The following is a 16,749-nucleotide window of genomic DNA, read 5'->3' on the forward strand; positions in this document are numbered from 1 at the left end:
CCCCTTAAACATTATTTTTTCTTAGGTAAAACAGAAACTTTATGTGCAGGTACATCTAGTACACGTGAGACAGCTTCCACAATCCATGTTTTCACTTGGATATTATCAGCACCTTTTGCTACTATGAGAACGCCTCTTATATCAGGCTTTTTTGTTTCTATTACAATTGGAACTTCTTTTTCTCCTTCACGGATGATGACAACCTGTTCTTCTTTCGATTGATCTTCCACCACCCTTTTGCCACCTTCTCTATCCGTCTCATCAGTAATTTGTCCTTGATTCGTTGTATTTTTTTCTAATACTTTTTTCTCTGTGGAATCAACATTTACAACAATAGAGACATCATCCACTCCAACTATTGTGTCAAGCGCTTCTTTAATCTGTGCTTCATATGCCTTTTCATAATCAGCAATTGAATTGGCTGATTGTGGTTTAGATTGTCCAAAGACTTCTTGCTCTTTCTCTGTTTGCTCACTCTCGGAGTTAAAGACAGAGACTTCATCAGACGTGTCATTATTAAAAAATATATTACTAATTAGCATAATCGCGGCACCAAATAAGAGAACGATCATCAAGTATTGAACTTTACCGGGTTTTTTTTCGCCATCTTTTTCTTTTGATAACCATTCTTTCAGTAATGTAATTGGTCCTTTTTTACCCATCGTTTTTCGCCATCCCCCCTTCTTCTAAAAATACTTCCATCACTTTTTCATCGATTTCCCAATTAGTAGACAGAAGAGAAGTAATATCACCTGGGACAGTAGTTGTTGCTTCTGATTCAATCGGCTTTCCTGTGTCTACTTCTACATTTTGGACAACTTCAACTGCTTCTTGTTCCCCTTCTTCTACTGGTTGTACTTGCACATAGACCTTTTGAAGGTTTTGAGGGAACTCAAGCTCGGACCTATCGTCTTCAATCATTTCTATCTTTGTAATTTCTAAACCGTACTTTTCTACCAACTCCTCATTCGCCGATGCTTTCATGGCTTTTTCTACGTTTTCTAAAGCATATGCACGAGAGGAGGCTTGTATTTCTTTTTTTTGCATTTCTATTGAATTTTCTATTTCTTCTTTTGAAGAAGTAGACTCAATTGATGGTAACGACATAATCGTTTGTTCGAAATCACTAGAAACAAATTTAAATATAGGAGTTAAAATAATCGCTATTAATAATAAGCCCGTAACCATTTTTGTGTATTTCTGTAGCTTTGAACTTGGAAGAATCATATCAATAACCGTTGCTAGCAAAATAAATATGATAATTGTTGTAATCCATTCTTTTAAAAATTCCATTAGCGACCCTCCCTATCTCACCATCATCGTGAGATTTCCAGCTACGATCACGACAGTAATACTAAGAAAAAACATAAGAGACACAATGGCTAATGCTGCAAATACATACATGACACTTTTACTGATAATATCTAAACATTTAATAATCGGCCCTCCGCCTAAAGGTTGAAGAACAGCTGCTGCAAATTTATATATAAACGCAATCATTAATATTTTGATTGCAGGAAAAGCTACTATAATCATCAAAATGGCGACACCAGCAATTCCGACAGTGTTTTTCAATAATACAGATGCTGTCACTACCGTATCCGTTGCGTCTGTGAACATTCGCCCGATTACAGGGATAAAATTACTTGTTACATACTTCGCTGTTTTTAGTGTGACACCATCTGTAATGGCTGTAGAAACTCCTTGGATTGATATCACAGCCAAAAACACAGTAAGGAAAATACCGAGTAAGCCCACACTCCAATTCCTCAAGAGGTTCCCCAATTGTGTAACCTTATATTGATCTGACAAAGTACTGACGATATGCAGTAGCGTGGATAAAAAAAGCAAAGGAAACACAACATATTGAATTAACACACCACTCGTATTCATTAAGAAGAGAATAACTGGATGAAAAAAGGCTGCTGAGATGAGTCCACCTGAGGAGGCAATTAATGCTAGCAGCAAAGGAATGAGCGCTAGAATGAATGAAGTCATCTTATGGACAGTATCACTTGCATACTCCATCGCGATATGGAAGCTATTCAATGCTAAAATAACCAATACCATCAAAACAATCGCATAAGCGACTTTACTTACTGTTCCGGATTCGAAAGCATTTTGCAATGATTGCAGAAACATGCTAAATACAGCTAGTAAGATTAAGGTTCCTAAAAGTTTTCCATTTACAACAAATTCATGAAAAACGAATTTAAGTATGCCTAATGCCCATTGATCAAACGAAAACTCTTTTTCACCTTTTATAAAATCGTAAATGCTGCCCTTTTGACTTTCCGGCAAAAAACCTCCATATTCATTGGTGATATCTTCCCAGAATCCCTTTAATTCATCCAAATGGAGTGTATCTATTTGTGACTCTACAATATCTTCCGGATTAAAAACTTCTTGAGCTTCTTCAGTTCGGTATTCATCTGGTTTATCTGCCTCTTCATCTGAGGCATGTACAATGTGGCTTGTCATGAAAATAAACAACATACTAAACAGCAATGTTTTCAATAAATAGTGCTTCATCTTTTACACCTCTTTATATAGGGAAGGTGCTACTCTCTTATGATGTTGTCATTTTCTATTCACACCGCATGGGTGGCTCCTTCATTTTCTCTTTACACTGATTAACTTGGGATCATTTGAATAATTGTTTCAATCAAAACCGTTAATATCGGGATAGCCATTGCTAAGATAAAAATCTTCCCTGCCATCTCAATCTTTGCAGCAATTGCACCTTGACCAGCATCTTTCGTAATTTGCGAGGCAAATTCTGCAATATAGGCAATACCCACTATTTTCAGTATGGTCTCCAAATACACCATATTAATATTGGCATTAACAGCAATGCGCTCTATCATATGAATAATCATATATATCTGATCGACAAGATATAAAAAAATCGTACAACCAACAAAAACAACTAAAAGAAAAGCAAAGTTAGGTTTTTGTTCTTTGATAATTAGTGCCAAGAATGTAGCTATTAAAGCAATGCCTACTATTTTAAGAATATCAATGGCATACCTCTCCCTTCTTATTGAAATAAGAATACTGATTTGATTTTTTGAAAGAGGTTATCTACCACTGATGCAACCAGAAATAAAATATAGATAAATCCAAACAAAGTGACCCATTGGGCATATTCTTTCTTTCCCACTTGGTCAAGAATCGTGTGTAAAAAAGCGACGACTATCCCAACACCGGCAATTTTAAAAATAATCTCGACATCTAATCCCATTATTTTCTCCTCCTACACTCAAACATGAGAAATTTTCTCTACATTAATAAAATAATTAGCAGAAGTCCTGATAAAAACCCGAGGCTTTTCGCCATTCTTTCGTATTTTGCCTGTTTCTCATGCGCATCTACTTCTTCACGTTCCAGATGGGCTAATGTCAGCAAAATTTGCTTTTGTTGGGAGATGCGATCATGTCGCCCTAATGTCTCTCCAAATTGTTTCATGATTTCAAATTCACTGTTTTTCAGAGCCGTTTTTTTCCAAATGTGATTCAAGCTATTCTCCCAGGCCCTCATTACTGTCGTTTCAGTTTCTGTTAGCCGAGAAGCGAAATCAGCAAAGAATAACGAAACTGGTTGACTTAATTGAGAAGCGAGGCGTCGTGATGCCTCATGTAATGGAGTGTGGCCATACATGATTTCCGCTTCTAATGATTGCAAGGCACTCTTTAGCTGCCTTAGTTGACGTGGCCTTTCACTTAATCGTTTTGATATCTCAAATCCTACGAGAGTAGTTGCTACGATGATAAGTATTGCTCCCACTATTTTAATCATGGTCCTAATACCTCTTGCTTCCTATATAACCGCATACCATTACCGTCTTTGACAGCTTGTATATTTCCCGGTCCTGCACGTCTATTAAGTTCAACAAAACGTTCAAATATATCTAATTCAAGTAAAGGCGCCATTAACGGACGTTTTTTTATATCTTCATACGAGAAGCCGTGGGTAGTAGTAATTAACTTTATACCGGCATTAACTGCTTCTAATACGGCTTCTACATCTGCTTTGCTACCCAATTCATCGACCACAAGGACATCTGGGCTCATCGAGCGAATCATCATCATCATACCTTCAGCTTTTGGGCACGCATCTAAAACATCAACACGCGGACCAAACCTCATTTGTGGTATACCATGAATACTTCCAGCTATTTCTGATCTTTCATCGACGATGCCTACTTTTTTAGCAGTTGTGTATTTATTTTCACTAGAGACCATTCTCGCTAAATCTCTAAGCAAAGTTGTCTTTCCAGTTTGTGGAGGGCCGATAATAACTGTATGCATCCAACCATTCTGATAAATATGATGAGCAACAGTTTCGGCAATCCCGATTTTTTCTTTAGCAATACGAATGTTAAAAGAAGCGACATCTCTAATCACTTTTACTTGTCCGCCTTCTAAAATAACTTTACCTGCTAGTCCGACCCGGTGACCGCCCTCTATCGTGATATAACCTCTACGTAACTCTTCTTCCAAAGTATAAATAGAGAAGTGACTCATCTTATCTAATAAATGAATCGCATCCTCTTCCGTTGCTTGATAAGGTAACAAAACATAGTTACCATGTGTAACAACTTCAATCGGGCGATGAGTCCTAATCCTAATTTCCTCTATTTCTGCTAACTGACGAGTTGGTAATTGCCGTAACTGTTGTGAGATTGAACGTGGTAAAAATGCTAGAATTGTTTCCACCTCGAAAGTCCTCCCTTTCCTTTGTCTCCATAGGACTTGCTCTTTTCTACTCTCAATGTATGCAAGATGAATCTAACGTATGACCAGATAACAAATAATTATTATTAAAAGAGAGACAATAATTCACATGACAATCTATTAAAGAGGATGTGAAATGTGTGAGGAAATTAAAGTACTTATCTATTCTATGTTTTTCTTTATTACTACTAATAAATACTTCGTCTGTTACGGCAGAAGGAAACAAACCTACAAACATTATCTATATGATTGGAGATGGTATGGGGGTGGGCCAACTAGAGATAGCGCGCGAATTGGAAAGAGGTAAAGAGGGGCAATTGTTTCTGACTTCCCTCCCCTTTAGTGCCCTTGTTCAAACCTATTCTGCTAATCGAGTCGTAACTGATTCTGCTGCTGCCGGTACTGCCCTCGCAACAGGAAGCAAAACCAATAATGAAATGATCGGAGTCACGCCAGATGGCAAGGAGGTAAAAAGCATCCTCGATTTATTTAAAGAGCAAAAGAAAAAGACTGGTATCATCTCCACCAATGCCATCACGGATGCCACACCTGCCGCTTTCACAGCAAGCGTTCTTAATCGTTGGGCAGATCAGGCGGATATTGCGAAGCAACAACTCACACTCGCCCCTGATGTCATGTTAGGTGGGGGAGAAGTTTTTTATGGTCCTGCCCTGTTAGAAAAAGCAAAGAAGTTAGGTTATACCATTGTCAGAAATAGACATGATTTATTAAGCAATCAGACAGAGGGTAAACTGCTGGGCCTTTTTGCTCCGTATCATCTGTCATTTAAAATAGACCGCAAATATACAGATGGCACAGAACCCAGCTTAAGTGAAATGACAAAAACAGCACTACAAAAGCTTAATAATGGAAATGGTTTCTTTTTAATGGTGGAAGGGGCAAGAATTGACCATGCAGCCCATTCAGCAGATATAGCAAGTGTTTGGAGAGAAACAGTAGAATTTGATGAGGCTGTGAAAACGGCCGTCGAATGGGCTCATAACCGTTCAGATACTTTGATAGTTGTTGTTGCTGATCATGAAACAATGGGTATTTCTGCGACCGAACCACTAAAGCGAAAGATGATAAAAAAAATTCAAGCTTCACCAGAATATGTGCTTGCACAAACGAAAATGGGAGAGGATGGTAAATTCATTACCTCTCACATAGTAGACAATTTAGTTAAATATACTGGGATTGTTTTAACTGAGGAAGAAGGTATACAGCTCAATGCAAGATTAATGAACGCTCGGGGAAAAGTATACAAAAAAAATAAAGCTGCATGGGAACTTGGTAGCTTTATCTCAGAAAGATATAATACTGGTATCGTTAATCACCAAATCCGTAGTATAAGCAGTGCGGGTGGCCATACAGCCAATCCAGTTCCGTTATTTGCATACGGTGCAGGTGCAGAACATTTCCATGGTATGTTGGATAATACGGATATTCCTAAAAAAATGGCGGAATTATTGGGTTATCAATGGGATTAATGATGGAAGTATAATAGGTGGGGGAATTCCCACCTTTATCTTTAAGATGGTTGTAAAAAATTTTACTCATGCTTTTATAAAGTAAACCAATCGGGTTTATAAGACTTACTTGTTATCTTCATTTTATTGTAAACTTCGACTTACTTTAACCTCTCTTTGGAAGTCATTCTAAAGGTTGAAACGTAAAAAAGACATCTGAGAATCATCTCAAATGTCTTCATTAGTAAATCAAGTAGCCGCTGTTGCCGCCGATTTATATGGAGTTTCATACCTGCTCCACCAGGTGGGTGCTTGCAATAATCTTCCTAACGTCCTAAACAATGTAGGCATGTTATTTCAATTATGATCTTAAGCTCCCTAAATTAACGTAAAGGTTGAAACTTCATATACAAACGAACAACGCAGCAAGTTGATTATTATATTACTATAAGATCACGAAAATAACAAGTCATCAAACGCAAAAATTAAGCACGAGATACGTAAGAAGCATCTGTTGTGTTAATAATAAGCTGATCGCCTTGGTTCACAAAGAAAGGTACTTGCACACTTAAGCCTGTTTCTAAAATGGCTGGTTTTGTACCACCAGAGGCCGTATCACCTTTGATGCCAGGTTCTGTTTCAGTTACTTCAAGTACTACCGTATTTGGCAATTCAACACCTAATGTTTCACTTTGATATAACATAATGGAAACTTCCATATTTTCTTTTAAGAACTTCAATTCATATTCAATTGCTGAAGCACTTAATTCAATTTGATCATAAGATTCTGTATCCATAAAGACGTGTTGATCACCATTAGCATATAAATATTGCATTTTACGATTATCAATTTGTGCTTTAGCTACTTTTTCACCCGCACGGAAAGTTTTTTCTTGAATAGCTCCTGTACGTAGATTACGTAATTTTGAACGAACAAACGCCGCACCTTTACCTGGTTTCACGTGTTGGAAATCCATTACACGCCAAATCCCATTATCTACTTCAATGGTTAAACCTGTTTTAAAATCATTTACTGAAATCATGCAAAAAGTTCCTCCTACTATTCACTCATTAAAGAATAACTAATTCTTTTGTTGATGTATTAAGGTTTTCGTTACCCTCTTTAGTTACAATCGTATCATCTTCAATTCTAACGCCACCGATGCCTGGTAAATATATACCCGGTTCACAAGTAACAACCATTCCTGGTTCTAATACGATGTCAGATTTAAAAGAGAGTCCTGGTCCTTCATGGACTTCTAAGCCAATACCGTGACCGGTAGAATGACCAAAATATTCACCATAGCCTTTTTCTGAAATATAGTCTCTCGTTAAAGCGTCAGCTTGCTTCCCAGTAATTCCAGCTTTAATCCCTTTCATACCGCGTAACTGTGCTTCTAAAACAATATCATATACTTCTTTCATCTTATCACTTGGTTGACCGATGGCAACGGTTCTTGTTATATCGGAAACGTATCCATTATATAACGCACCAAAGTCAATTGTAACAAGCTCACCTTTTTCGATGACTTTATCACTCGCTACACCGTGAGGTAATGCACCACGAACACCTGAAGCAACAATCATATCAAACGAAGATGAAGTTGCTCCTTCTTTTCTCATAAAAAATTCTAATTCATTTGCGACTTCTATTTCTGTTTTACCAGGTTGAATAAAGTTAAGAATATGAGAAAAAGCGCTATCCGCTATTTTCGCGGCTCCCTTTAATATCTTAATCTCTGATTCATCCTTTATCAAGCGTAACTTTTCAATTTCGCCTGATACAGGAATTAATTCAGCATCAATTGTTTCATTAAAAGTTTGGTAAGAAGCATATGTAACATAATCTTTTTCAAATCCCAATTTCTTAATACCTAATTGCTTTACAATTGATGCCACTTCTTCAGGTATAGTTCCTTTATGTTGCACAACCGTATATCCAGTACATTGCTTGCTAGCTTGCTCAGTATAACGAAAATCGGTAATGAACAATGCATCTTTTTTGCTAATTAAAACAGCACCGGCAGACCCTGTAAAATGAGAAACATAACGTCTGTTATAAGCACTCGTAATCAAAATAGCATCAATACCTACTCGATCAAAACTATTTCTTATTTTATCTATCTTTGTCATAACTTCTACTCTCCCTCTTATTCATCTGTTAATGCAAATAAAGCAAGCTCATAGCCTTTCATTCCTAAACCAACAATTTGCCCCTTTGTTACTGCTGCCATGACGGAATGATGTCTGAATGATTCTCTTTTATGCACATTGGAAATATGTACTTCAATAACAGGGACATCAATGGCTGCAATGGCATCACGAATAGCAATACTATAGTGAGTAAATGCTCCTGGATTAAATATAATACCTTCATATTTCCTATTCGCCAGATGGATTTGATCAATGATTACACCTTCGTGATTAGATTGCATACAAGTAAGCGCAACATTTCTTTGTTCTGCTATTTGTTTTAAATTATGTTCAAGCGACTCTAATGTGTCCGAACCGTAAATCCCTGGTTCACGTTGGCCTAGAAGATTCAAATTCGGTCCATTGATGAGCAATATTTTTTTCATGGCGCCACTCCTACGAATACTGAAATATTCAATATGGCTATTTTATCACAAAATAGAGAACACTCACTATAATAAAGCAAATAAAAGCAATCAATCTTCTAACAATTTAAGCTTCTTCCGTTTCTTGTGCTTCTTTCATCTTTTGTTGTTCTTCATTTTCATATGAAATGGAATAACCAACAAATACACCATACAATAAATATAAGCAAACAGATGTTATAATTGTATTTATTTTCAAATCTCCTACAGGGGCAATATTAGGAAACATCGGATTTAGGACAAAAAAAACAAGGGCAAATAAAACAAGTCCATAAAGGGCACCAAACCACATTTTCTTGAACCTTCTCATTGTCCAATAATAAATATAAGCGGCTACAACTGAAACAGCTCCAATTAAAATAATCGAAATCACTGTTCCAAGCCAACCATCCTTCCAATCACCTATTGTCCATGGTTCTAAAATGACTCTTGGTCCTACTTCTGTTAAATTAAGGACATAAGCGATGTAACCAATCGTACTCCAAAAAACACCTCCGACAAATCCAGTGATAAAAGTTAAAGATGTCATTGATAATGGTTGTTCCCGTTCGTTTTGTTCTAATTCATGTTTATCACTCATATGATTCACCTCCGTGCTTATTATGTCCAATGCAGGTAGAAACCATTGCATCTTTCATAAAATTGTTAAAATCCGTATTTTTTTCTTGTTTTTTATCTATTTGTAGAGGGTTTCACAGTGAAAATAGAGAAATTTATATATAAAATCTTATTGATTGTACAAGATAGTCTAAGATAATATTTTTCTTATATAAGTACTGCTTGAAATCTCAAATATTGGGTAAGATAACTTTAAAAGGGTACGATAAATTGGTTTTTTACTCTTTCGAAGTTTAAAAGCTTACAAATATGCTCATCATGCTCATAGGGAGGTGGCTTTCTTGAAGAATCGGAAATCCTTATATATTTTTGGCGCACTTATTTTACTTGCAATGATTGGGCTTGGTTCTCAATTAATTAAAGACCCAGCCGGATTATTTCGAGGTATAGCCATTATGGCGCTTGTTGGGGTCGTCATCTATTTTGTCGTCCAGAAACTTAGCGGGTCATCAAGTCCCAATAAGAGTGAGCGAAAAGCATTTGCGCAAGCCGCTAAAAAATCAAAAAAACGTTTTAAAAATAAAGAGAATCAAACTTCTTCAAACCGAAGAAGTAAGCCAGTCACTTTAACTTCTATAAAAAAATCAAAAAGAAATACCTCTGTACATCTAACAGTCATTGAAGGAAAAAAAGGCAAAAAGAAAAATCGGGCTTCTTTATAAGAGGTCCGATTTTTTCATGTCAGATTGCGTGATTAGAGACATTTTAGGCTTATTCTCAATAAGTCCATGTGGCAAGAAATTCCTTCGCTCTTTCCCTCCCAAGTTTCAGTAGATCTCTCTTCCCTTCTTCAGTTAACTCAAACTCTGTCGCTAATACTCCTTCTGTAGGAACAAAAATAACATTCTGTTCATGACTTCTCGAAATATAACGGGAATCATGAGCATCCTTCATTGTTTCAAATAATGCTTCAAACATTTGAATTGCATTTTTGATTCTTCTCGGTGGCTGTTCATTATTATTAATACTCAATTTCACTCCGAGAACCGGTCTCGTTTTCTTTACATTATCTTTATCAAACAACCACATTGGGAAGTTACTTAATACACCACCGTCCACAATGAGATTATTACGCTTGCCACGGCCACCGATTTTCACAGGTTCAAAAAAATAAGGCATACTACAACTCATCCTCACTGCCTTAGCTACGGAAAAACGATTTGGGTCAATTTGGTATTTCGGTAAGTCATCTGGCAGCACGAGTAATCTCCCATTCGTCAAATCTGATGCAATAATGCGTAGAGAAAGCGGGGGAACGTCTGCAAATGTCCGAATCCCCCTTGCTGCTAATCGAGCTTCTATCCACTTTTCTAATTCATTTCCCTTATATAATCCCAAACTCCAAAATAAAAATATCCATTTTGCTACAGCAATAGGAATAAGTGATTTTCTACTATCTAAAAACACTTTTAAATCTAAATCGTCCATCATTCTTTCTATCTCATCACTTGAATAGCCTGCAATAATTAAAGCAGATATAATTGACCCGGCACTCGTTCCAGCAACACGTTTGAATTGGAAACCTTGCTTTTCAATTTCCGCAAGAGCACCAATTAGAGCGAACCCTTTAATGCCCCCTCCTGAAAATACACCATCGATTTCCATGTATACAATCACCCCATTCTAATTTGCATACATCCTTTTGCAAAAAGAAAAAAGCATTATAATACATTTGTAATCACTTGAGCTTGGCAATAGTCCGATTTTTGCGAAAATCACAAAACTGGCATTTGTTATAAAAGAACTCGGTAAATCCCCTATTAAACTCTACTCTTCCAGAACAATTATGAAGCTAATAATGGTGACAGTGAAATTGATTGTTAAGTCCCTAAGAAGAGTTAAGGGGAGTTTTCATGTGGATGATTAGAATTTCTGGTGGTGCTGGCATTCTTTTTTATCCCACGTTTTATGATGAGGGCCGATGAAACTCTTTTGTTCTGCTATCTTTGGCGATTTCACTTTTGATGTACGAGCAATACCCCTTTGCTCAGCAATTTTAACGAATTCCTACAAAGTCATACGCACACACCTTGCCAAAAATTATCTTTCCATTTTTAACTAAATATGTACAAGCAAACTATCTTATGTCGAATGCACTTAACAACCTCCAACTAGAACCTTCTAGCTACTTTTCTTGATTATACAGACAGAAAAAAAGCATGAACAAATTCGCTAGATAATTTGCTCATGCTTGTATTTTTATTTAGTGAGCTAAGCTCACTTTCCTTCCAGTCTTGCTACTTATAACCCACATTTTAATTGTGCATTACAATTGGTACATGTATTACAGCCACCGATTTCTTCCACTTTCCCTTGACGGCAGACAGGGCAAGTATTACCAACTTCAGATCCAATAGTGACATCAGTTGAACGTAAGTCATTAATTGTATCTACAAGGACAACATGCTGTTTATTGGATGATTTCTTCTCTAAGGTTTCTTCTTCAAAAGAATTTTCTTCGGCTTTTAAAGTTAATACTTGAGAGTCTCTTGAGCCATCCACGTATACAGTGCCGCCTTTTGCTCCACCTTTATATAAACGCTCATACACCTTTTGCACTTGTTCTACACTATAACCTTTAGGAGCATTCACTGTTTTACTAATAGAACTATCAATCCAACGTTGAATCACACATTGCACGTCAGCATGCGCTTCAGGAGCTAAGTCCATTGCAGCAATAAACCAGTTTGGTAAGTTTTCAGGATCCGCCTCTGGGTGACGATCTAAATATTCTTGAACAATGTCTGCTTTTACTTCAATGAATTTACCAAGTCGACCACTTCTAAAATAAGAGAATGAGAAATATGGTTCTAATCCAGTAGAAACACCAACCATTGTCCCTGTTGAACCTGTAGGAGCAACTGTTAATAAATGAGAATTCCGAATCCCCGTTTCTAGAATTGCCTGTTTGATATCAGCCGGCATCTTTTCCATATAACCTGTTTCGATAAAGGCTTTTCTTAAACGGTTCGTTTCCTCCGTTGTTTCTCCGTTTAAGAATGGGAAGCTACCTTTTTCTTTAGCGATTTCTACTGACGCACGATAAGCCGTTGTAGCAATCGTTTCAAACACTTGGTCAATTAATACATTACCTTCTTCTGAGCCATACTCTGTTTCACAATAAATTAATAAATCATGCAGACCCATGACACCTAAGCCAACTCGACGTTCACCCAAAGCTTGTTTTTTATTATCTTCAAGGAAATAAGGTGTAGCATCGATGACATTATCTTGCATACGTACGCCAATCTCAACAGTTTTTGCCAGCTTTGCGAAATCAACTGTCTTATTTTCCTTGTCAGCCATTTCAGCTAGGTTCACTGCTGCTAGATTACAAACACTGTAAGGAGCTAATGGCTGTTCGCCACAAGGGTTTGTTGCTACTACCTTTTGGCCATAGCTTTTTGCATTGGTCATATCATTGGCGTTATCAATGAAGAAGATACCTGGTTCAGCTGAATAAGTTGCACAAATATTTATCAAGTTCCAAAGCTCTTTTGCCTTAATTTTACGATATACACGAACACCGTGACCTAACTTTTCCCATTCACGCACATCGCCAACTTCATGCCATTGCTTATTGTAGTTGTCCATCTGCTCACGATCGTAACTCTCTACATCTGGGAAACGAAGTTCATATTCACCATCATTTTCAACTGCTTCCATAAACTCCTTCGTTAAACAAACTGAAATATTTGCTCCAGTAAGGAATTCAGAATTATGAACAGCATATGTTCCGCCTATTAATAGTTTTTCTTCTGCATCTTTAATGATTTTCTCATTAAATCCACCTAAACCTGGAATGGTTTTATAATTGATTATTCCTTGATACATGGCAATCTCTTGCTCTGTAAATGGAGTGAACTTGAGTTTTTCCTTAGCGTAACGTTTAATTGTCTCATCTTCCGTATTTTCAAGTAAGAAACGAAGAATTCTTGGATTTTGCATTTTAGAAATAATAAATTCAATAATATCAGGATGCCACGTTAACTACCGTCCCTTTCAGGATATTTACACTGCTCTTAGCAGTCGGACTAGACTATATCATCACCCTTATGTATAGGGGCCGGGCGCTATTTGAGAGTTTATTGTTGGGGCTCACTCTCTAGTCGTTGAACCTTCACCACTACCTATGCCCAGTGGCGCTTGGCTGCGGATTGTCCCATGCAAAACATTTTTTATAGCGTTCACGCTCACCGTTGCCAGTCACGTTGTAGCAGTTTTGCCTTTAACAGGATATCCCCGCAATTCACCCGATTTTCTAGTCATTCATTGGTTTGAATGACGCGGACTACAGCATCAATTAATCCGCTAACATTATCATCTGCGCACCTCTTCTTGAACCACCTTGTTCAACGAGATGTGTTAACTTCGCAATATCATCTAACCAAGAAACAGAACCGGAAGATTTCCCATTCACTCCTTTCGCTAGTGTATTACGCGGTCTTAATGTCGAACCATTCGTTCCAACACCGCCACCTCTAGACATGATTTCCATGACTTGTTTACGATGCTCAGAGATACCTTCACGAGAATCTTGTACAAACGGCATTACATAGCAATTAAAGTATGTAACCTCAGTATCAGCACCGGCACCATACAAAACACGACCAGCTGGAATAAAGTTCAAATCAGCTAATTCCTGATAAAACTTTTCAAACCATTCTTTCTGTTTTTCTTCAGTCTTTTCAACCGAAGCTAACCCTGTGGCATTGCGCTTAGCAATTTGCTCATAAAATACTTCTAACGGCTTCTCTATAACGTCTAAAGAACGTACAATGATTCCCGTTTCTATCTCTTCTTGTGTATCGAGTACACCGCGATAATCTTGTTCAACTTGTACAACTGCTTTTTTATTTTCCCAATCAATCTCTACAATGTAGCCTAAACCTCGCGCAGGAAACTTCGGATCCTCCTTAATCGTTAGAACAACAAAGTCACCTTCAGATAACGTTACTTTTTCTGTATCTTTAAATGTATATCTATCAAGCATAACTAGGCGGGAAACACCTTTATGGGTTAATTTCATCTCTGGAGTAATAGGATGCACTTGTGGAAATAAGCGGATGTCCTCATTTAACCTCTCAACATTTAACTTTAATTCTTGTCCTACAGCAACAGACATTACGACAACTCCTTCAATCATTAAAAATTTACTTCTCTTTATGTTTACATCGTTTTATGCTTTTATATTGTTTTTAGAGAATACCCTTACGTTATCATAAATAAACCTAGATAATCAATATATAGTACCTACTTTATAAAATATAACACTATATATTGTGTTATTTTTATTTTGTCAAATGCAAGAAAGAGGATAAACACTCGAAAACAAGAGCAATTATTTATTTAAGTTAATAAAATAAATGATTTTCACCAATTTTACGACTTGCACTTTAAATCGTTTCTCACAAATCTAGTAGACAAAACAATTCGACTCTACTCTTTTAAAAATAAAAGAGCGAGTCGAAAAAAATTTATTATCGTTTAAATGTCCATTCATCATTTTCATATCTTTCTTTTGCTAGCTTTTCAACATAAGTTATTTCTTCTGCATTAAGCTCATATGGTTCTAAAATGATGTCAAGTCCTTCTTCAAATCCCTTTTTAAAAGCCACTACTGCATCTTCATATGTAATTTTTCGATCCGTCAGTTCATTTATCGCTACCGCTTTACTACTAAATGCTCTTTGCATTCTTTCTTTCACGCGATCGTTAGAATATTTAAACAGACTAAATAATTTATCCTCATCTAAATCAAGTAGAATGGATCCATGTTGTAGAATCACACCTTTTTGCCGTGTTTGGGCACTACCTGCTACTTTACGACCTTCTACAACTAATTCATACCAGCTTGGTGCATCAAAACAAACGGATGAACGAGGATTCTTTAGCATTTCTTTTTCTTCCTTTGAACGAGGTACAGCAAAGTATGCTTCTAAGCCTAGTTGTTGGAAACCTCGTAATACCCCTTCTGAAATCACACGATAAGCCTCAGTCACTGTTTTCGGCATTTGTGGATGTTCTTCAGGAACAATTACACTATAAGTCAGCTCATGTTCATGCAGAACCCCACGACCACCTGTAGGCCTACGAACAAAACCTAATCCATTTTCCTTTACAGCTTCAAGCTTAATTTCCTTATCAACTTTTTGAAAATACCCGATAGATAGTGTGGCTGGGTTCCAACCATAGAAACGAATCACTGGTGGCATTTTCCCTTCGCTATTCCAATCTAATAAAGCTTCATCTAAAGCCATATTAAATGATGGAGAACCCATACCTGAATGGATAAATCGCCATACTTCCTTCCCCATAATAACCCTCTTTTACATCTATTTTTAGTAAACGTTTAAGCGTATTTTAGTCTATCAAAATTCGACCAGAAAAAAAAGCCATACATTCTTCTTTCCATATAGTCTAAAAAAATGATTTGTCCTTACAACTGATGAAGCATTAAAAAGATGAGCGCTTAATGGAAAGATTTTTCACCTTTACTAAATGTGCAAAAAAAGCGGGCTTCATTAAGTTTTCATTACAATTTTCTCGTTCTTGTCCTTTACTAAACCTATGAAAAACTTATATAATATATCTTGGCGTAAGCAATGTTTGAAAGGAGCAAATATTAATTGTCTACTCTATATTTTTTATTAATTATAATCGGTGCTATTATTGTTTACACAGTAATCACAAGGTTGTATCAAAAGAGAATTGTAAAAACATTATCAGAACAAGAATTCAGAGAAGGATATCGTAAAGCGCAATTGATTGATGTCCGAGAACCAAATGAATATGAAGGTGGCCATATTTTAGGTGCCAGAAATATTCCCTTATCTCAGTTAAAAACAAGACTTGTTGAACTTCGTCAAGATAAGCCTGTTTATTTATACTGCCAGAGCGGAATGAGAAGCGGTAGAGCGGCTCAGCTATTGTATCGGAAGGGATACAAAAATCTTTCTCATTTACAAGGCGGCTTCAAAAAATGGGGCGGGAAAATTAAATCTAAAAAATAGATCTCTCCTACCACCCGCCTTAAAACGGGTGGTTTATTCTCATTCTTCATGATCCCTCTATTCCCTCTAAACTACCAGATTACAAACCTCATTAGACCATCTATATCCTACGTAAAGAGTCCCAATATACTTATCTTTTTTATTTTATTTAGAAGAATAAGTTCCGTTCTTAATCTACAATTATAAACTCCTATTAGGAGTGATTTTTGCGATAAAAAAACGCGAACAAATACACATAAATGAATTTGTTCACGTTTTATTTAGACCTCGTACATATTTGTAAGAGGGCGTTTTA

At 36.7% G+C, this 16,749-nt stretch carries 16 protein-coding genes, 1 other RNA gene and 2 pseudogenes; 3 read left to right on the forward strand and 16 right to left on the reverse strand.

Annotation, left to right across the window (positions count from 1 at the left end):
* Positions 1-11 precede the first annotated feature (11 nt).
* The 7 genes from spoIIIAG to spoIIIAA all read right to left on the reverse strand — a co-directional run bounded on the left by spoIIIAG (position 12) and on the right by spoIIIAA (position 4,718).
* Positions 12-662: a stage III sporulation protein AG gene (gene spoIIIAG, locus U9M49_RS08085; protein WP_095372608.1), complete on the reverse strand. Its 651-nt coding sequence runs from the start codon at positions 660-662 to the stop codon at positions 12-14.
* Positions 655-1,293, reverse strand: coding sequence for a stage III sporulation protein AF (gene spoIIIAF, locus U9M49_RS08090; protein ID WP_095372607.1), 639 nt, complete (start codon positions 1,291-1,293; stop codon positions 655-657). The genes spoIIIAG and spoIIIAF overlap by 8 nt, the downstream gene beginning before the upstream one ends.
* A 12-nt stretch (positions 1,294-1,305) precedes the next feature.
* Positions 1,306-2,532, reverse strand: coding sequence for a stage III sporulation protein AE (gene spoIIIAE / locus U9M49_RS08095; RefSeq protein ID WP_095372606.1), 1,227 nt, complete (start codon positions 2,530-2,532; stop codon positions 1,306-1,308).
* Positions 2,533-2,633: 101 nt separating this feature from the next.
* Entirely contained in the window at positions 2,634-3,023 is a 390-nt protein-coding gene (spoIIIAD, locus tag U9M49_RS08100) for a stage III sporulation protein AD (protein ID WP_095372605.1), read from the reverse strand.
* 17 nt (positions 3,024-3,040) lie between these two features.
* Positions 3,041-3,244: a stage III sporulation protein AC gene (spoIIIAC, locus tag U9M49_RS08105; protein WP_095372604.1), complete on the reverse strand. Its 204-nt coding sequence runs from the start codon at positions 3,242-3,244 to the stop codon at positions 3,041-3,043.
* Between the two features lie 38 nt (positions 3,245-3,282).
* The gene (gene spoIIIAB / locus U9M49_RS08110) at positions 3,283-3,798 is read right to left on the reverse strand and encodes a stage III sporulation protein SpoIIIAB (RefSeq protein WP_307312930.1); all 516 of its coding nucleotides are present in this window, start codon (positions 3,796-3,798) and stop codon (positions 3,283-3,285) included.
* Positions 3,795-4,718 (reverse strand): stage III sporulation protein AA, encoded by a 924-nt coding sequence (gene spoIIIAA / locus U9M49_RS08115; RefSeq protein ID WP_307312928.1) that lies wholly within the window; start codon positions 4,716-4,718, stop codon positions 3,795-3,797. The genes spoIIIAB and spoIIIAA overlap by 4 nt, the downstream gene beginning before the upstream one ends.
* Positions 4,719-4,876: 158 nt before the next feature.
* Between spoIIIAA and U9M49_RS08120 the strand changes: the two genes are divergently transcribed.
* The gene (locus U9M49_RS08120) at positions 4,877-6,226 is read left to right on the forward strand and encodes an alkaline phosphatase (RefSeq protein WP_233435222.1); all 1,350 of its coding nucleotides are present in this window, start codon (positions 4,877-4,879) and stop codon (positions 6,224-6,226) included.
* Between the two features lie 229 nt (positions 6,227-6,455).
* Here U9M49_RS08120 and ssrS read toward each other — a convergent pair.
* The 5 genes from ssrS to U9M49_RS08145 form a co-directional block, all read right to left on the reverse strand.
* Positions 6,456-6,637: non-coding RNA, 6S RNA (ssrS, locus tag U9M49_RS08125), on the reverse strand.
* 53 nt (positions 6,638-6,690) lie between these two features.
* Positions 6,691-7,248 carry an elongation factor P gene (gene efp, locus U9M49_RS08130; RefSeq protein ID WP_095372602.1) on the reverse strand — a complete coding sequence of 186 codons (558 nt, stop codon included), beginning with the start codon at positions 7,246-7,248 and terminating at the stop codon, positions 6,691-6,693.
* 28 nt (positions 7,249-7,276) lie between these two features.
* Entirely contained in the window at positions 7,277-8,338 is a 1,062-nt protein-coding gene (locus tag U9M49_RS08135) for a M24 family metallopeptidase (protein WP_095372601.1), read from the reverse strand.
* 17 nt (positions 8,339-8,355) lie between these two features.
* Positions 8,356-8,784, reverse strand: coding sequence for a type II 3-dehydroquinate dehydratase (gene aroQ / locus U9M49_RS08140; RefSeq protein ID WP_095372600.1), 429 nt, complete (start codon positions 8,782-8,784; stop codon positions 8,356-8,358).
* Between the two features lie 106 nt (positions 8,785-8,890).
* The gene (locus U9M49_RS08145) at positions 8,891-9,403 is read right to left on the reverse strand and encodes a YqhR family membrane protein (RefSeq protein ID WP_224936001.1); all 513 of its coding nucleotides are present in this window, start codon (positions 9,401-9,403) and stop codon (positions 8,891-8,893) included.
* 310 nt (positions 9,404-9,713) lie between these two features.
* Here U9M49_RS08145 and U9M49_RS08150 point away from each other — a divergent pair, with 310 nt between their 5' ends.
* Complete coding sequence (locus U9M49_RS08150; protein WP_224936000.1) at positions 9,714-10,103, forward strand: SA1362 family protein; 390 nt, start codon at positions 9,714-9,716, stop codon at positions 10,101-10,103.
* A gap of 55 nt (positions 10,104-10,158) precedes the next feature.
* Here U9M49_RS08150 and U9M49_RS08155 read toward each other — a convergent pair whose 3' ends face one another.
* The 4 genes and pseudogenes from U9M49_RS08155 to U9M49_RS08170 all read right to left on the reverse strand — a co-directional run bounded on the left by U9M49_RS08155 (position 10,159) and on the right by U9M49_RS08170 (position 15,758).
* The gene (locus U9M49_RS08155; protein WP_095372599.1) at positions 10,159-11,046 is read right to left on the reverse strand and encodes a patatin-like phospholipase family protein; all 888 of its coding nucleotides are present in this window, start codon (positions 11,044-11,046) and stop codon (positions 10,159-10,161) included.
* 636 nt (positions 11,047-11,682) lie between these two features.
* A pseudogene (locus U9M49_RS08160) lies at positions 11,683-13,425 on the reverse strand (vitamin B12-dependent ribonucleotide reductase); the annotation flags it as partial.
* Positions 13,426-13,747: 322 nt separating this feature from the next.
* A pseudogene (locus U9M49_RS08165) lies at positions 13,748-14,566 on the reverse strand (ribonucleotide reductase N-terminal alpha domain-containing protein); the annotation flags it as partial.
* A 355-nt stretch (positions 14,567-14,921) separates the two neighbouring features.
* A complete protein-coding gene (locus U9M49_RS08170) occupies positions 14,922-15,758 on the reverse strand; it encodes a lipoate--protein ligase family protein (protein ID WP_095372597.1) in 837 nt (278 codons plus the stop codon).
* A gap of 312 nt (positions 15,759-16,070) precedes the next feature.
* Between U9M49_RS08170 and U9M49_RS08175 the strand changes: the two genes are divergently transcribed.
* Positions 16,071-16,454 carry a rhodanese-like domain-containing protein gene (locus tag U9M49_RS08175; RefSeq protein ID WP_095372596.1) on the forward strand — a complete coding sequence of 128 codons (384 nt, stop codon included), beginning with the start codon at positions 16,071-16,073 and terminating at the stop codon, positions 16,452-16,454.
* The last annotated feature ends 295 nt before the right edge of the window (positions 16,455-16,749 follow it).

The organism is Cytobacillus sp. OWB-43 (genome assembly GCF_034651445.1).
In the GTDB taxonomy this organism is placed as follows: Bacteria; Bacillota; Bacilli; order Bacillales; family Cytobacillaceae; genus Cytobacillus; species Cytobacillus kochii.